This window comes from Nocardiopsis akebiae, assembly GCF_018316795.1.
In the GTDB taxonomy this organism is placed as follows: domain Bacteria; phylum Actinomycetota; class Actinomycetes; order Streptosporangiales; family Streptosporangiaceae; genus Nocardiopsis; species Nocardiopsis dassonvillei.
Window position 1 is genome coordinate 6,025,412 of record NZ_CP074132.1, and the last position, 15,411, is coordinate 6,040,822.

The 15,411-nt window shown below is 72.1% G+C and carries 10 protein-coding genes; 4 read left to right on the forward strand and 6 right to left on the reverse strand.

Translation table 11 applies throughout. The features are described from left to right. Positions 1 to 19: 19 nt before the first annotated feature. Positions 20 to 781: a PP2C family protein-serine/threonine phosphatase gene (locus KGD83_RS25690; protein ID WP_017567879.1), complete on the reverse strand. Its 762-nt coding sequence runs from the start codon at positions 779 to 781 to the stop codon at positions 20 to 22. Between the two features lie 826 nt (positions 782 to 1,607). On the opposite strand from KGD83_RS25690, the gene KGD83_RS25695 reads away from it, so the two are divergent. Beyond that, positions 1,608 to 2,885 (forward strand): glycosyltransferase, encoded by a 1,278-nt coding sequence (locus KGD83_RS25695; protein ID WP_212641542.1) that lies wholly within the window; start codon positions 1,608 to 1,610, stop codon positions 2,883 to 2,885. Positions 2,886 to 3,016: 131 nt separating this feature from the next. After that, entirely contained in the window at positions 3,017 to 3,988 is a 972-nt protein-coding gene (locus KGD83_RS25700; RefSeq protein WP_212641543.1) for an anti-sigma factor RsbA family regulatory protein, read from the forward strand. Here the strand turns inward: KGD83_RS25700 and KGD83_RS25705 are convergent. Beyond that, complete coding sequence (locus KGD83_RS25705; protein WP_212641544.1) at positions 3,978 to 4,325, reverse strand: STAS domain-containing protein; 348 nt, start codon at positions 4,323 to 4,325, stop codon at positions 3,978 to 3,980. The genes KGD83_RS25700 and KGD83_RS25705 overlap by 11 nt on opposite strands. A 96-nt stretch (positions 4,326 to 4,421) precedes the next feature. Then, positions 4,422 to 5,183 carry a GAF and ANTAR domain-containing protein gene (locus tag KGD83_RS25710; RefSeq protein ID WP_013156192.1) on the reverse strand — a complete coding sequence of 254 codons (762 nt, stop codon included), beginning with the start codon at positions 5,181 to 5,183 and terminating at the stop codon, positions 4,422 to 4,424. A gap of 112 nt (positions 5,184 to 5,295) precedes the next feature. Between KGD83_RS25710 and KGD83_RS25715 the strand changes: the two genes are divergently transcribed. Next, on the forward strand, positions 5,296 to 6,465 hold the full coding sequence (locus tag KGD83_RS25715; RefSeq protein WP_212641545.1) for a GAF domain-containing protein: 1,170 nt from the start codon (positions 5,296 to 5,298) through the stop codon (positions 6,463 to 6,465). 170 nt (positions 6,466 to 6,635) lie between these two features. Here the strand turns inward: KGD83_RS25715 and KGD83_RS25720 are convergent, their stop codons facing one another. Both KGD83_RS25720 and KGD83_RS25725 read right to left on the reverse strand, forming a co-directional pair. Continuing rightward, on the reverse strand, positions 6,636 to 7,274 hold the full coding sequence (locus KGD83_RS25720) for a response regulator (RefSeq protein WP_212641546.1): 639 nt from the start codon (positions 7,272 to 7,274) through the stop codon (positions 6,636 to 6,638). A gap of 6 nt (positions 7,275 to 7,280) precedes the next feature. Continuing rightward, positions 7,281 to 11,714: a HAMP domain-containing protein gene (locus KGD83_RS25725; RefSeq protein WP_212641547.1), complete on the reverse strand. Its 4,434-nt coding sequence runs from the start codon at positions 11,712 to 11,714 to the stop codon at positions 7,281 to 7,283. Positions 11,715 to 12,182: 468 nt separating this feature from the next. Here KGD83_RS25725 and KGD83_RS25730 point away from each other — a divergent pair, with 468 nt between their 5' ends. Beyond that, a complete protein-coding gene (locus KGD83_RS25730; RefSeq protein ID WP_212641548.1) occupies positions 12,183 to 14,369 on the forward strand; it encodes a SpoIIE family protein phosphatase in 2,187 nt (728 codons plus the stop codon). Positions 14,370 to 14,497: 128 nt separating this feature from the next. Here KGD83_RS25730 and KGD83_RS25735 read toward each other — a convergent pair whose 3' ends face one another. Further along, positions 14,498 to 15,103, reverse strand: coding sequence for a response regulator transcription factor (locus KGD83_RS25735; protein ID WP_047869745.1), 606 nt, complete (start codon positions 15,101 to 15,103; stop codon positions 14,498 to 14,500). Between the last annotated feature and the right edge of the window lie 308 nt (positions 15,104 to 15,411).

Genomic DNA, 15,411 nt, shown 5'->3' on the forward strand with positions numbered 1-15,411 from the left:
TCGGCCCGGTCGGGACGGGTCAGACGCGGCGTGCCAGCAGGATGCTGATGTTGTCCTTGCCGCCCGCCTCCATGGCGGCCTGCCACAGGGCGTACACGGCGGCCTCGTCGCTGCCCGCCTCAGCGATCATCCGCTCCATCTCCTCGGGCAGGACCAGGTCGGACAGGCCGTCGCTGCACATGAGCCAGGCGCTGGGGTCGGCCGCGTCGTCCCGGCCCACGTGGGGGACCATCGTGCCGCCCGAACTGCCGCCCAGGGACTGGGTGATGAAGTTCGTGGTGACCGGACGGCCGTCCTCGGACGGGGGCAGCGCGGGCGAGTCGTCCTCCGAGAGCTGGCGCAGGCGGCGCCCCTCCAGGCGGTAGGTGCGGGAGTCGCCGACGTTGAACCAGAAGTTGCCGTCGTTGTTGAGCAGGACGCCCGCGACCGTGGTCCCCATGCCGGAGAACTCGGTGTGCTGGGTGGCGTGGTCCTTGATCTCCTCGTCGATGTTGCTCAGCAGCTGGGCGATCTCCTCGGGACCGTTGAGCCGCGGCCCCATCTCGGCCATGCGGTGCACGGCGTGCTCGGAGGCGATCTCCCCCGCGGCCTGACCGCCGATCCCGTCGGCGACCGCCAGGATGACGGGCTCCCCGACCGGGAGGACGCAGCGCACCGGCGAGGTCATGTTCGCACTGGCGACGGTCAGGGCACCCATGACGACGGCGTCCTCGTTGGCGGGGCGGATAGCGCCCCGGTGCGTGAGGGCCGTGACAATGACTTCCCCACCAGCGACACCCATACGCCCTTCCTCCCGTTTCATCGGCCGTGGCCGGTTGCCCGGCGCCCCGCGCCGGGCCTTGGTCGAGTCCCGTTCAACGTCTGGATTCTGTCACCGTACCGAGCCACCGCCGGAGTGGGTCAAAATCCGCGTACATCATGGCGGAAAACACCCGGATACGCAGTTCCCGCCCCGATTCCCGCCGTCGGAAGCGTCGTGCCGGACGGTCCGCGGTGCGCGCCGGGCGGTCCCGGTGTTCCGGTCCGACAGTAGCGGCGGTGCGGCCGACCCGACAGGGGCCACCCACGGGTACCGCGAAACCGCAGACCAACCGGGAGAACTCCGGGGTTACGGACAGCACCGAACCCCCGCGTCTCTTGGTGTCGGATTCGCGTCACGTTGTCGAGACGCGAACCGTCTGGCAGAATGAACCCCGTTGGGTGTCTAAGACGCAGACACACACGACCAGCCCCGTGCGGCATCATCCTGCACGCACGGTGGCCCCAGTCTTCCTCGACCGGTCGTTTGGTGTGATCTCCGTGCGTCTTCCCTTCTTTCCTCCTCTCCCCCCTCCGTTCAACGGCAGCCGTACGCGCCACGCGCCTACGGCTCCTCGTGCTGCCGGGAGGCCTCCACCGGCGCGCCGTCCGGCACCGTGTGCCGCCCTCCCCTGACCGCGCCCCGCCTCCCCCGCAGCCACCTTCCCGCCGGACCCGGCCCAACGGCCAGGGAACCGGCGCCACGGCCCCAGCCCCGCCCGTGAGGACTCCGATCCCCGCTCCGGAGTCGCCTCGGGCGCACCTACGACGGACATCCGGATGAGACCGTGTCCAAGGAGTTCAGCCCAGTGAAGATCGCCATGGTCGCCGAACACGCCAACCCCCTCCCCGCGCACAGGGGCGAGCCCGCCTGCCCCGCGAGCCTGCACGTGTGCGCCCTGTCCCGCCAGCTCGCCAAGCGGGGCCACCGGGTGACGGTCTACGCCCGCCGCAGCGACCCCGACCAGCCCGACGGCCGCACCCGCATGGCGCGCGGCGTGTCCGTCGCCTACCTGGACGCCGGTCCGGCCCGGCCGCTGTCGCCCGAGGAGCACGCCGAGCACACCGGCGCCTTCGGCAGCGCCCTGGCCTCCGTCCTGGACGAGGACCGCCCCGACGTCCTGCACGCGATCGGCTGGACCAGCGGCCTGGCCGCCCTGCACGCGCAGGCGCACAGCGAGAGCGACCAGAGCGGTACGCCCCTGGTGCAGACCTTCCACTCCCTCAACGCCAGCGAGCAGCGCTCCGGCCTCGGCCACCACCCCGAGCGCGCCCGCATGGAGACCATCCTCGCCTCGCGCGCCGACCGCGTGCTGGTCAACTCCACCGACCAGCAGGTCGAGCTGGCCCGCCTGGGCGTCCCCCGGCACCACGTCAACGTCGTGCCCTTCGGTGTGGACCCCGACCACTTCAGCGTTGAGGGCAGCGCCTCCGCCGAGCACTGGCACTCCCGGCGCGAGGAGCGCGCCCGCCTGGTCTCGGTCACCTCCCTGACCGAGGCCGGCGGCGCCGACCGGCTCGTGGAGGCCATGACCCGCCTCCCGGAGGCCGAGCTGCTGCTCGTCTCCACCGCCGAGGACCTGGACGTGGCCCTCGACGAGAACGCCCGCCGGATCGAGCTCCTGGCCAAGGAGGCCGGGGTGGACGACCGCGTCCACCTGGCCGGGCCAGTGGAGCGCAAGGAGCTGCCCCGCCTGCTGCGCTCCGCTGACGTGTACGTGTCCGCCGCCTCCTACGAGCCCTACGGCGGGGCCGTGCTGGAGGCCATGGCGTGCGGCCTGCCCGTGGTGGCCACCGCCACCGGCGCCACCCCGGGGGCGGTCCTGCACCGCACCAGCGGCGTGCTGATGCGCTTCGGCCGCCCCGACGAGATCGTGCGCTCCGTGCGCGCGGTCCTCAACACCCCGACCATGAGCACCGCGTACGGCATCGCCGCCGTGGACCGGGCCCGCTCCCGGTTCACCTGGCAGCGGATCGCCGTCGAGACGGAGCTCGCCTACGAGCGCTCCCGCCCGCAACAGGCGGAACGGGACCGCGCCGACGAGGACGAGACGGACGGTCTGCTACTGTCCGGGACCGCGCGCTGAGCCGTGCCCGCCCTGACGGCGTGCCCGGCCCACCGGCCCCCGGGGGTTCCCCCCGAGGGGCCGCAGCGGGTACACAGACAGTGGCGCCCGGCGGCCGGACGGCCGGCCCCGGGCGCGGACGCCACGTACCGATGACCTTCGAACACCAGGGACTGCTCTTCCGCCGCGGGCAGCGGTTCCACGAGGTGGCCCGGCAGCGGTTGCGCTCAGCCGTACGCGAAAACGCCCACACGGTGCTCGCGGTCTCCGGCGAGCGCGCCGCGGCGCTCGTCGGGGCGCTGTCGGACTCCGAGCGCGAGCGCGTGCACGTCCTGGAGCGGAACCGGTTCTACGACGCCCCGGGACGCACCCTGGCCGCCCTGCACCGCCTGGCGATGGTCCACGCCCCCGTGCCGGTGGTCGTGGTGGCCGAGCCGCCGCTGCCGGTCTCGGGGATGGAGCTGCGCGAGTGGCACCGGCTGGAGTCGGTGCTGTCCACGGCGCTTGCCCCGCAGCGGCTGAGCCTGCTGTGCGTCCACGACGACCGCGACCTGACCCCGCGGACGCGGTCCGCGGTCGTGGCCACCCACCCGGTGCTGGTGGAGTCCGAAGGTCCCCGTCCCAACCCGGCGTACCTGGGCACGGCCGCCTTCGGCACCCGGCCGGTCGCCCCGGAGCCGCTGCCGGTCAGCGGGCCCGTGCACCGGCTGGAGATCGGGATGTCCCTGCCGCGGCTGCGCGCCGACCTGGCCGCGCTCGGCGAGTCCATGGGGTTCCCGCCCGAGCGGATCGACAGCCTGGTGGTGGCGGTCAACGAGCTGGCCGCCAATGTTCTGGAGCACGGCGCGGGCAAGGGCACCGTGCAGGTCTGGCGCGCCCCGGGCCGGTGGGTGTGCGACGTGTTCGACGAGCGCGGCGGGCTCTTCGACCCGCTCACCGGCTACAGCCCGGCCGACAGCATGCGCCCGCGCGGGTACGGGCTGTGGATAACCCGGCAGACCTGCGACTTCCTGGAGATCAGCGGCAGCGGCGAGGGCTCCCTGGTACGGCTGCACTTCGTGGACGGGGTCGGAGAGCCCGGGACCGTCCGGGAGTCCGGGACGCGGGCCCCGCTCAGCCCCTGAGGGACTCCGCCGCGGCGCCGGTGCTGGCCGCGATCGGGATGACCTGGTCGATCCCGGCTATCACGAACAGGCGGTTGACCTGCGGCTGGGGCTCGGCGACCATCAGGCCCACGCCCAGGTCGCGGGCCTGCCGGTAGGCGGAGACGAGCACGCCGATGCAGCGCGAGTCGCAGAAGGACACCTTGGCGAGGTCGACCACCACCCCCCGTGGCGGCTCGGCGGCCAGGAGGCCGTCGAGGACGTCGGCCAGCGCGGGAGAGGTCACCGCGTCCATCTCCCCCGCGGGGGTGACGACGACGACGTCATCCTCGCGACGGATCGAGATGTCTGACGTCACGGTCACTTCTCCTTCTTGTTCCGGGACGGCCCCGAGCCCTCATCATGGCGCTTTTCGATCACGCTCGGGACTCATCGCCCGGTGTTGCCCGCCCGTTCACCTTCGGTCGGGACGCATCCGGGGCTGGGGGCCGGTGTTCTCGGCCACGAGGTCGCGGGCCACGTCCACCACCCGTTTGCGGTTGCGCTGGGCGACCTCGCGCAGCGCGGCGAAGGCGGTGTCGGCGTCGCAGCCGCGGGCGTGCATGATGATGCCCTTGGCCTGGTCGATCACCGTACGCGCGGACATGGCCCGGCGCATGTGGGCGGTCTCCCTGGCCACGTCGGCCTGGCGTCCGGCGCTGTACAGCGACACGGCGGCGTGCTCGGCGAGCAGGGCGGTCAGCGGGGCGACGACCTCCTCGTCGAAGGCGTCGGCCCGGCCGGAGTGGACGCCGAAGGTGATCACCCGGTCGTCGCCCTCGCCGGGCAGCAGGCTGGGCAGGGTGATGGAGGAGCGGTCCCCGCACTGGACCGCCATGCTGGTGTAGCGGGGCCAGCGGTGGGGTTCGCGCAGGATGTCGCCCACCCGCACCCGCCCCATCTCGCGGACGGCCTCGACGGTGGGCCCCTGGTCGGTGGTGTACTGGTGCTCGAAGGCCGCGGACAGGTCCGCGTGGGAGGCTCCGTAGTCGGTGACGACGTGCCGCACGGAGCCGTCGGCCCCCTCGACCTCGCGCCAGACCACGACGAGGGCGGCCGAGCAGCCGGGGACGCCCAGGGCCGCGGCCCTGCTCATCTGGTCCAGGGCCCGTTCCAGGGTCGTGCCGTCCGCCTGTCCCAGCGCGCCGATGTCCCGGGCCAGGCGTTCGATCCACACAGTCGGGCCTCCTTGCCGTTTCCGGGCTCGGACTAACCGTAACCTTGGAAGACCGCGGGAGCGGACATCCGCCCTCTTCGGGAAGACGCCATCCACGACGGGAGACCTGAGCGTGTCGGAGAACCTCGCCGGGTTGCAGCGTGAGATCACCGCACTGGGTGAACGCATCGCGGCCCTGCGCAACACGCACACCATGTATCCCGACGACGCCCAGGGCACCGCCGAGGCGGCCCTGGCCGAACTGGAGTACGCCGAACGCCTGCTGGGCGACGCGGGGGCCGAACTGGCCCGGGCCCACGCCCAGCCCGAGCCGCGCCGCCAGGGCGACGACGGCGACCGGGCGCTGCTGCGCGCGATGTTCCAGGAGCTGAGCGTCCCCACGGTGCTGCTGGACCACGAGGGCTACATCCGGCGCATCAACAACTCCGGTGCCTCGCGGCTGGGCAGCGCGCCGGGCTACCTCACCGGCAAGCCCTTCGCCCACTTCGTCGACCTGCGCAAGCGCGCGGCCATGCAGTCCTGGCTGGCCGCGGTGCTGCGAGGCGACGGCCACGCCGCGCTGGAGTCCCGGCTGGCCCAGCGCGGCTGGGCCGAGGACGTGCACCTGACCCTGACGCGGCTGGAGCTGCACACCGAACCCAACCCGCTGGTGCTGGTGGCGATGTCGCCGCCGATGAGCGGCGCCGAGGAGGAGGGCCCCGCCCCGCTGGAGACGGAGGTGGAGGACCAGGTGGTGGTGCTGGCCGCGCGCAGGCTGGACGTGCTGACCCGGATGACGAGGCTGCTGTTGCGCTCGGCCGGGCCGGGGGGCGCGGGGAAACCGCTCGCGCTCGCGGACGCCGCCGACCTGCTGGCCGACTCCTACGCCGACTGGGTGGTCGTGGACGTGTGCGACCTGCCGACCTCCTCCGTGGCGCCCCGCCGAGCCGTGGTCGCGGGTCCGGCCGACGCGCTCCCCGCGCAGAGGGAGGCGGTGGCCTCGGCGGCGCCCGGCGGCTCCGACATCCCGGGCGAGGTGCTGGAGCGGGGCCAGTCCCTGCTGTTCCCGCTGATCGAGGACGAGGCCGTGCTTGGCCACGCCCCGTCCGGGGCGCCGCTGCTGTCGATGCTGGGCGCGGGCTCGCTGCTGTCGGTCCCCCTGCGCGGCAGCCGGGGCGTGCGCGGCGCGCTCACCCTGATCCGCCGCAGCAACCGGGGCAGCTTCCGCCTGGCCGACCTGGGCCTGATCGAGGAGATCGGAGAGCACATCGGCCTGGCGCTGCCGCCCCGGCCCTCCGCCTGAGCCGTGTTTCTCCGGGGCTCCGCTCCGCTTCTCCCACCCGTCGCCCGCGACCGCCCTCAACGGACGCTACGCGCGGCCCTCCCGCGGAAACCCGCCTCCGCCACCTCCAGGACCCCACGGGCGCCCGAACCGACCCCCACAGGGGGATCCCCCCAGGATGGGGGCCCTTGTCATGCGGGGCCGTGGAGGGTGTCCACGAGGGTGGACAGGCGCGAGACAGCGCTGTCCACCCGGCGCACGCCCTCCACGAGGCTCTGGTCCACGTCCTGGTAGTTGGTCACGATGTGCTCGCGCAACTGGGCGAGGTCGGCCTGGACCTGGCGGGAGCGCTGCGCAAGCTGCTCGGCCAGGACCTTGCCGGGCTCGCCCGTCTCCTGGCCCAGGTCGCGCTGGAGGGCGCGGGCCTGTTCGCGCATCTGCGCCTTGAGCTGGTGCAGCTCCACGAACACCTCGACCTTGGAGCGCAGCACCCAGGGGTCGAACGGCTTGAGCAGGAAGTCCACCGCACGCGAGGCGTAGCCGCGGAAGACCTGGTGCCGGTCGACCTCCTGGGCGGTCAGGAAGATGATCGGCACGTCCTTGGTCTTCTCGCGCTGCTTGATGTGCGCGGCGGTCTCGAAGCCGTCCATCCCCGGCATGACCACGTCGAGCAGGATGACCGCGAAGTCGGTGCCCAGAAGGTGCTTGAGCGCCTCCTCACCGGAGTTGGCCCTGACCAGGTTCTGGTCGAGTGAGGTGAGTGCGGCCTCCAGCGCGATCAGGTTCTCGTCGCGGTCGTCGACGAGAAGGATGTTGGCCTTCTGGGTCACGTCGGGTTACTCCAGGTCTTCGCTCGGGGTGCTGGTGCCAGTCTCCCCGTTCGGATCGTTGTCATGCCCGGCACCGGCCTCCTCCGGCCCGGACGTCGCGCGGCTGTGCCCGTCCGAGGCAGCGCCGCCCCCGCCGTCGGCCGCCGCTCCGGCGATGGTCTCCTCACGCCCCGCGGTGAGCCAGCGCCGCATGACGTCCAGCAGGTGGTCCAGGTCGACCGGCTTGGTCACGTAGTCCGTGGCGCCCGCCGCGAGGCTGCGCTCGCGGTCGCCCTGCATCGCCTTGGCGGTGAGCGAGATGATCGGCAGACCGGCGAACTGCGGCATCTCCCGGATCCGCTGGGTGGTCTGGTTGCCGTCCAGCTCGGGCATCATCACGTCCATCAGGACGAGCGCGATGTCCTCGTTGGCCTCCAGCCTGGCGATTCCGGCGTGCCCGTTGTCAGCGTAGAGGACCTCCAGGCCCTGCGCCTCCAGAGCGCTGGTGAGCGCGAAGACGTTGCGGACGTCGTCGTCGACGATGAGGACCCGCTGGCCGTTCAGGACGGCCCGCCGCTCGGGGTCGGTGCGAGGCTCGGACTCGGTCGGCTGCTCGGGCGCCTCGCCCTCGGCCGCCGCCTGGGTCTCGGGCGCCTTGAGCACCGGGACCGTGGGCAGCGGCTCGTCGCTGATGTCGGTGAGGGCGGCCAGGGCCGCGTCGAAGTCCTCGTCCGGCATGGAGAAGCCGTCGTCCAGCGGGGAGGATTCGAAGCCGCCGGTGTCCGCGCCCCGGCCCGAGTCGAGCATCGGCGCCGAGTCCATGCCGCTCAGGCCGCGGCCCGGGGCCCCGGCCTCCTCCGCCCGCTCCCCCGCGTCGTCGGGCAGGCGCACCGGGAGCAGCAGCGTGAAGGTGGAGCCCTGGTTGGGGACGCTCTGCACGCGGATCTCGCCGCCCAGCAGCCGGGCGAAGTTGCGGCTGATGGACAGGCCGAGGCCGGTCCCGCCGAAGCGCCGCGAGGTGCCGCCGTCGCCCTGGTGGAAGGCCTCGAAGATGACCTGGAGCTTGTCCTCGGCGATCCCGATGCCGGTGTCGGCGACGGTGAACGCGATGACCTCCTCGTTCTCGACGAACATCTCCAGGTCGGCGTCCTCCAGCGCCCACGCGGGCTCGATGAGCAGCCGCACCTCCCCCTGCGGGGTGAACTTGACGGCGTTGGAGAGCAGGTTGCGCAGTATCTGCTGGAGCCGCTGCTCGTCGGTCCACAGCGTGCCGGGGATGTCCGGCGACACGTCCACCGCGAAGGCGAGCCCCTGGTCCCCGGTGACCGGGCGGAAGGTGGCCTCGACGTAGTCGACCAGCTGGGCGATGGAGACCTCGCTGGGCTGCACCTCGGCGCGCCCGGCCTCCACCTTGGACAGGTCGAGGATCTCGTCGATGAGCAGCAGCAGGTCGCTGCCCGCCTTGTGGATGGTCTGGGCGAACTCGACCTGCTTGGCGGACAGGTTCTGCTCGGCGTTGTCGGCCAGCAGGCGGGCCAGGATGAGCAGGCTGTTGAGCGGCGTGCGCAGCTCGTGCGACATGTTCGCCAGGAACTCGGACTTGTACTTGGAGGAGACCTGGAGCTGGTGGGCGCGCTCCTCCAGGGCGTTGCGGGAGCGCTGGATCTGCTGGTTCTGGAGCTCGATCGCCCGGTTCTGGTTGGCGAGCTGGGTGGCCTTCTGGCGGAGCTCGGCGTTCTTGCCGCGCAGCTCCTCCTGCTGGCGCTGGAGCTCGTTGGAGCGCTCCCTGAGCTGGCTGGTGAGCTGCTGGGACTGTTCGAGCAGGTCCTCGGTGCGGTTGTTGGCCAGGATGGTGTTGATGGTGGTGCCGAGCAGGCTCACCAGCTGGCGCAGGAAGTTCTTGTGGCTCTCGCGGAAGTCGTCGTAGGAGGCGAACTCGATGGCGCCCAGCGAGCGCCCCTCTGAGACGATCGGCAGGATGTACAGGTTGCGCGGGGAGGCCTCCCCCAGCCCCGACTCGACCTTGACGTAGCCCGGCGGGATGTTGCCGACCTGCTGCTCCACCTGCTGGGCGAGGGCCTCGCCCACCAGGCCGATGCCCGCGCGGACGCGGCGCCGGTCCTCGTCGGGGTCGAAGCCGAAGCCCGCGTAGAACAGGAAGTTCTCCTGGTCGTCCTGGTCCTCGGGCAGGTAGCAGGCGCCGTGCTGGGCGCCGATGAGCGGCGTCACCTCGGTCATGATGAGGCGGGCCAGCTCCTTGAGGTCGCGGTGGCCCTGGATGTGGCCGGAGATGCGGGCCACGTTGGACTTGAGCCAGTCGGCGTCGCGCTGGGTGGCGGTGGTCTCGCGCAGGTTGGACACCATCAGGTTGATGTTGTGCTTGAGCTGCTCCATCTCACCGCGGGCGTCGACCTGGATGTTGCGGGTCAGGTCGCCCTTGGCGACGGCGTTGGCGACCTCGGCGATCGCCCGCACCTGCGTGGTCAGGTTGCCCGCCAGGCCGTTCACGCTGTCGGTGAGCTGCTTCCAGGTGCCGGTCACGCCCTCGACCTTGGCCTGACCGCCCAGCTGGCCCTGGCTGCCCACCTCGTGGGCCACTCGGGTGACCTCGGTGGCGAACGCCGACAGCTGGTCGACCATGGTGTTGACCGTCGTCTTGACCTCAAGGATCTCCCCCTGGGCGTTGACGTCGATCTTCTTGGTGAGGTCGCCCGCGGCGACGGCCGTGGTCACCTCGGAGATGTTGCGCACCTGCGTGGTGAGGTTGTGCGACATCGAGTTGACGTTCTCGGTGAGGTCGTTCCAGATGCCGGAGACGCCCTTGACGTCGGCGCGGCCGCCCAGCTTGCCCTCCGTGCCGACCTCGCGCGCCACGCGCGTGACCTCGTCGGCGAACGCGGAGAGCTGGTCCACCATGACGTTGATGGTGTCCTTCAGCTCCAGGATCTCGCCCTTGGCGTTGACCGTGACCTTCTTGGTCAGGTCGCCCGCGGCCACCGCGCGCGTGACCATGGAGATCTGGCGCACCTGGTAGGTCAGGTTGTTGGCCATGGAGTTGACGTTGTCGGTCAGGTCCTTCCAGACCCCGGACACGTCGCGGACGTGGGCCTGCCCGGCCAGCTTGCCCTCGGTGCCCACCTCGCGGGCGACCCTGGTCACCTCCCCGGCGAAGGAGTCCAGCTGGTCGACCATCTTGTTGATGGTGTCCTTGAGGTCGAGCATCTCCCCCTGGGCGTCCACGGTGATCTTCTTGGTGAGGTCACCGGTGGCGACCGCCGTCGTCACCTGGGAGATGTTGCGGACCTGGTAGGTGAGGCTGTTGGCCATGGAGTTGACGTTGTCGGTCAGGTCCTTCCAGATGCCCGACACGCCCTTGACGTTGGCCCGCCCGCCCAGCTTGCCCTCCGTGCCGACCTCGCGCGCCACGCGCGTGACCTCGTCGGCGAAGGAGTCGAGCTGGTCGACCATGGTGTTCACGGTGTTCTTCAGGGCGAGCATCTCGCCCTGCACGTCGACCTGGACCTTCTGGGTGAGGTCGCCCCGGGCCACGGAGGTCGTCACCTGGGAGATGTCGCGCACCTGGTTGGTGAGGTTGTCCGCCATCGAGTTGACGTTCTCGGTGAGGTCCTTCCAGATGCCCCGCACGCCGCGCACGTTGGCGCGTCCGCCGAGCTTGCCCTCGGTGCCCACCTCACGGGCCACCCGGGTCACCTCGTCGGCGAAGGTGGACAGCTGGTCCACCATCGTGTTGACGGTGTCCTTGAGGTCGAGCATCTCGCCCTGTACGTCCACCGTGATCTTGCGGCTGAGGTCGCCGCGGGCGACGGCGGTGGTCACCTCGGAGATGTCGCGCATCTGGTCGGTCAGGCGCGAGGACATCTGGTTGACCGACTCGGTCACCTCGCGCCAGGCCCCGGAGACCCCCTCGACCTGCGCGGCGCCGCCGAGCTTGCCCTCGGTGCCCACCTCGCGGGCCACCCGGGTGACCTCCCCGGCGAAGCCGCTCATCTGGTCGGCCATGCGGTTGACCGTGGTGGCCAGGCGCAGCAGGTCTCCCTTGAGCTCGCCGCGGCGGCCCTCGGTGGAGGCTCGGCGGCTGAGCTGGCCCTCCGCGACCGAGTCCAGGACCCCGGCGACGTCGGTCACGGGTTCGGCGACCTCGTCGAGCAGGACGTTGAGCGCCAAGGCGCTCTCGCCCCAGGCGCCCCGGGCGGGGTTGACGTTGACGCGCTCGTTGAGCCTGCCCTCGTTGCGCACGACGTCGCCGACGCGCTTGAGTTCGTCGCTGAGCTGTTCGCTGTGGTCGACCACCTCGTTGAAGACGGACGCGATCTCCCGCATGGTGCCGCCGCCGCGCTTGCGCAGACGGACGCTGAAGTCGCCGTCGCGCATGCGGTACAGGGCACGCAGAATCTCGTCGAGCTGGTCGTCGGCCACCAGTTCCTTGACCGCCTCGGGCATCGAACCCCCTCCTCAGCCTGCTCCGCCACCTCGGCCTCCCGTCCCGGACCCCTTGGGCCGGGCGCCCGCGGGCGGACTCGGTCCGCGGAGCGCGCACGGGACGGGGGGGCCACGCGGTTTCCGCCGCGTCGGCCCCCTAGTGACACCCCGTCACGCTACCGGCGAGAGGTACCACCCGAAAGAAGCGCATGTGTCGACTTACACTAACCGGCCGGGGCGCCCCGCACAGGAGGCTTGGTGATGTTGCCCCCCCCGGCCGACGCGTCCGGAGGCGGGCCGGTCCGGCTCGGCCCCGGACGGGCGGATCGGCGGGCGGGCGCCGGACGTACCGCCCGGCGGGCTGACCCGGGCGGGCGGCCCGGCGGGCGGAAGTGACGGTTCGCGCGGCACCGGTCACCCGGGCACGCGTATCGTGGCAGTGACCACCACCCCCCGCGCACGCACCCAGTGACGAAGGACACCGACGGCTTGCCAGCACACGACGCGTCGAAGGTCGCTCGACGAGAGTTCCCGCCCGCCCCGGAGACCGCGGCGGCGGCCCGCGAGTTCGTTCACGACACCCTCCTGTCCTGGGGTGTGACCGACCCCTCCGACGACGTGATCCTGCTGGTGAGCGAGCTGGTCACCAACGCCGTCATCCACGCGCGCTCGCCCCTGGACGTGACCGTGCGCCGGTCGGAGGGCGCGACCGAGGTGATGGTCACCGACTCCGTACCCGAACGCGCCGTCCCGCAGGCCGGGCCCCTGTCCGTGGACACCTCCCCGTCCCGGGAGAACGGGCGCACCGGCGGTCTGGGGCTGGCCCTGGCCTCGGCGATCGCGTCGAGCTGGGGCGTGAGCTACGGACGCAACGACAAGGCCGTGTGGTTCCGGATCGAGGACGAGTCAGGGGAGCGCGCCTCCCTGGAGTCCCCGCCGGTGCGCAAGAGCCCCTCCCGTCCCGGGCGCCCCGCCCCGTGGTCGGCGCTGGACTCCGCCCTGGGCTCGCGGCTGTCCCTGCCGCAGCTGCTGGAGCGCACCGTCGAGCACTCGGCCACGGCGCTGGGCGCGGACGCGGCCTACATCACCCTGGCCACGTCCGACGAGACCATGTGGGAGGTGCGCGCCGCGGTCGGGCTGACCTCGGGCGGCGCCCCGTGGCGGCCGCTGCGCGTGCGCACGGAGGAGATCTTCCCGTCGTCGGCGCCGGAGCCGGGCGCGGTGATCAACGACGACCTGATGATCGCCCGCGCCAGCCGGGGGCGCCTGTCGCGCGCGGGGATGCGTTCGCTGGTCACGGCGCCGCTCATCGTGGACGGGCGGGTGGTCGGCCTGCTGGGTGCGGCCTCCCGGCGGACCCGGCACTTCGGGGCGTCGGCGGCCAAGCGGCTCCAGGAGGGCGCGAACCTGATCGCGCTGCCGGTGGAGCGGGCCAGGCTGGCCGAGGTGGAGCTGAGCAGGCGGGCCTCGCTGAGCTTCCTGGCCGAGGCCAGCGACCTGCTCGCGGGCACGCTGGACGAGCGGATGACGGGCGCGCTGGCGGCGCAGCTGATCACCTCGCGGCTGGGCCGGTGGTGCGCCATCGAGACGATCAACGAGATGGGCGTCTCGCAGCTGACGCACGTGGTGCACAGCGACGAGAACTACAACGACATCCTGCGCGCGCTGCTGACGGGGCTGCCGCCGCACGAGCAGAGGGAGCCGCAGCCGCTGTGGTCCCCGGCCGAGCTGGCCAAGGAGGGCCTGGACGAGCAGCTCGTCCGGGAGCTGGCGAGCGGTCCGGCGATCTGCGTCCCGCTGGTGGCGCACGGGCGCGCGCTGGGGCGGATGACGATCGGCAAGAACGAGTCCGACGACTTCACCCGCGAGGAGGTGGACGTCGCCGACGACCTGAGCAGCCGGGTGGCGTCGGCGATGGAGAACGCGCGGCTGCACGAGAAGCAGGCCGCGATGAGCGACGCCCTCCAGCGCAGCCTGCTGCCGGCCAAGGAGAAGGAGCCGGTGATCCCGAACGTGGACCACGCGGTTTTCTACCGTCCGGCCGACGAGCGCAACGTGGTGGGCGGGGACTTCTACGACGTGTTCGCGGCGAGCGGCCGGTGGTGCTTCGCCATCGGCGACGTGTGCGGCACTGGCCCGGAGGCGGCGGCCGTGACCGGCCTGGCGCGGCACACGCTGCGGGCGCTGGCCAAGGAGGGGTTCACGCCCTCGCACATCATGCAGCGGCTGAACATGGCGATCCTGGACGAGAACACCTCGACCCGGTTCCTGACGATGCTGTACGGGGAGATGACCCCGGCCACGGACGGCGGGGGCGGGATGCGGCTGCGGATGGTCTCGGCCGGGCACCCGCTGCCGCTGCGGCTGAACCAGAAGGGCGAGGTGCTGCCGTTCGGGGCCTCGCAGCCGCTGCTGGGCGCGTTCGAGGACGTGGGGTTCACGACCGAGAACGTGGACATCCGCCCCGGCGAGGTGGTGCTGGCCGTGACCGACGGCGTGACCGAGCGGCGCAGCAACACGGACATGCTCGGCGACGAGGGGCTGATGGAGATCTTCTCCGGCTGCGCGGGGCTGACCGCCCAGGCGGTGATCAGCCGCATCGACCGGGAGCTGGAGGAGTACGCCCCGGGCGGGCGCAGCGACGACACCGCGATGCTGGTGCTGCGCTTCCTCTAGGGAGTGTCTTCGGACCTCCGCTCCGCTTCGTCCCGCCCGCCGCCACCCTCAACGGAAGCTGCGCGCAGCCCTTCCTGCGGTCGGGCGCCCGGAGCACGGGAACGGGGTTGCCGCAGGCACGGTGGCGCCTACAGCCAGCCCATGTCCTGGGCGGTGCGGATGGCGGACATGCGGTTGTCGGCGCCGGTCTTGCCGATGGCGTTGGAGAGGTAGTTGCGCACGGTGCCCTCGGTCAGGTGGAGGGAGGCGGCGATCCTGGCGACGGTGGCGCCGTCGGATGCGGCGCGCAGCACCTCGGTCTCGCGGTCGGTGAGCGGGCTCTCGCCGCCGACCATCGCGGCGGCGGCCAGGTCGGTGTCGATGTAGCGCCCGCCCCCGTGCACGCGGCGGATGGCGCCCGCGAGCTGGTCGACGGGGGCGTCCTTGGCGAGGAAGCCGCGCGCGCCGGAGGACAGGGCGCGGCGCAGGTAGCCGGGGCGGCCGAAACTGGTGAGGATGACGACGCCGCAGTCGGGGGCGTCCGTCCGCAGCCGCGCGGCCACCTCCAGCCCGGTGGCGCCGGGCATCTCGATGTCCAGGACGGCGATCGCGGCGCCGTGCCGCAGGACGGCGTCGACCACCTCGTCGCCCCGGCCGACCTCGGCGACGACCTCCAGGTCGTCCTCCAGGCCGAGGAGGGCGGCGATGGCCCCCCGCACGAGGTGTTCGTCATCGGCCAGCACGATCTTGATCAAGGTCGGCTCTTCTCCGGTGTCTCGCTTTGGCTTCGGCACGATATCGTTTCGGGCATTGTGGTGCATACGACGCCTACGGGGAGCGCGCCCGGGTAACGGGCGACGTGTCGGGTCGCGGCGTCGGGGGTTGGGATGCTCTCACGGACGTCGGGGCCAGTCACGGGCGGCCCGGCCCGACGGTGCTGGACCACGGGGCCGCCGACGCGGACCGGGCGGGGGCGGAAGGACTCGAAACCCCGGCATATCGCGCTCTCACCCTGTTCTAACCCATGCGTCGCATGATGGAACACGTCACTGAACATCGTCCC

Excerpts from the sequence above, each read along its gene's own strand:
- KGD83_RS25690 (WP_017567879.1), bottom strand. The coding sequence starts at position 781 with ATGGGTGTCGCTGGTGGGGAAGTCATTGTCACGGCCCTCACGCACCGG.
- KGD83_RS25700 (WP_212641543.1), top strand. The coding sequence starts at position 3,017 with ATGACCTTCGAACACCAGGGACTGCTCTTCCGCCGCGGGCAGCGGTTC.
- KGD83_RS25725 (WP_212641547.1), bottom strand. The coding sequence starts at position 11,714 with ATGCCCGAGGCGGTCAAGGAACTGGTGGCCGACGACCAGCTCGACGAG.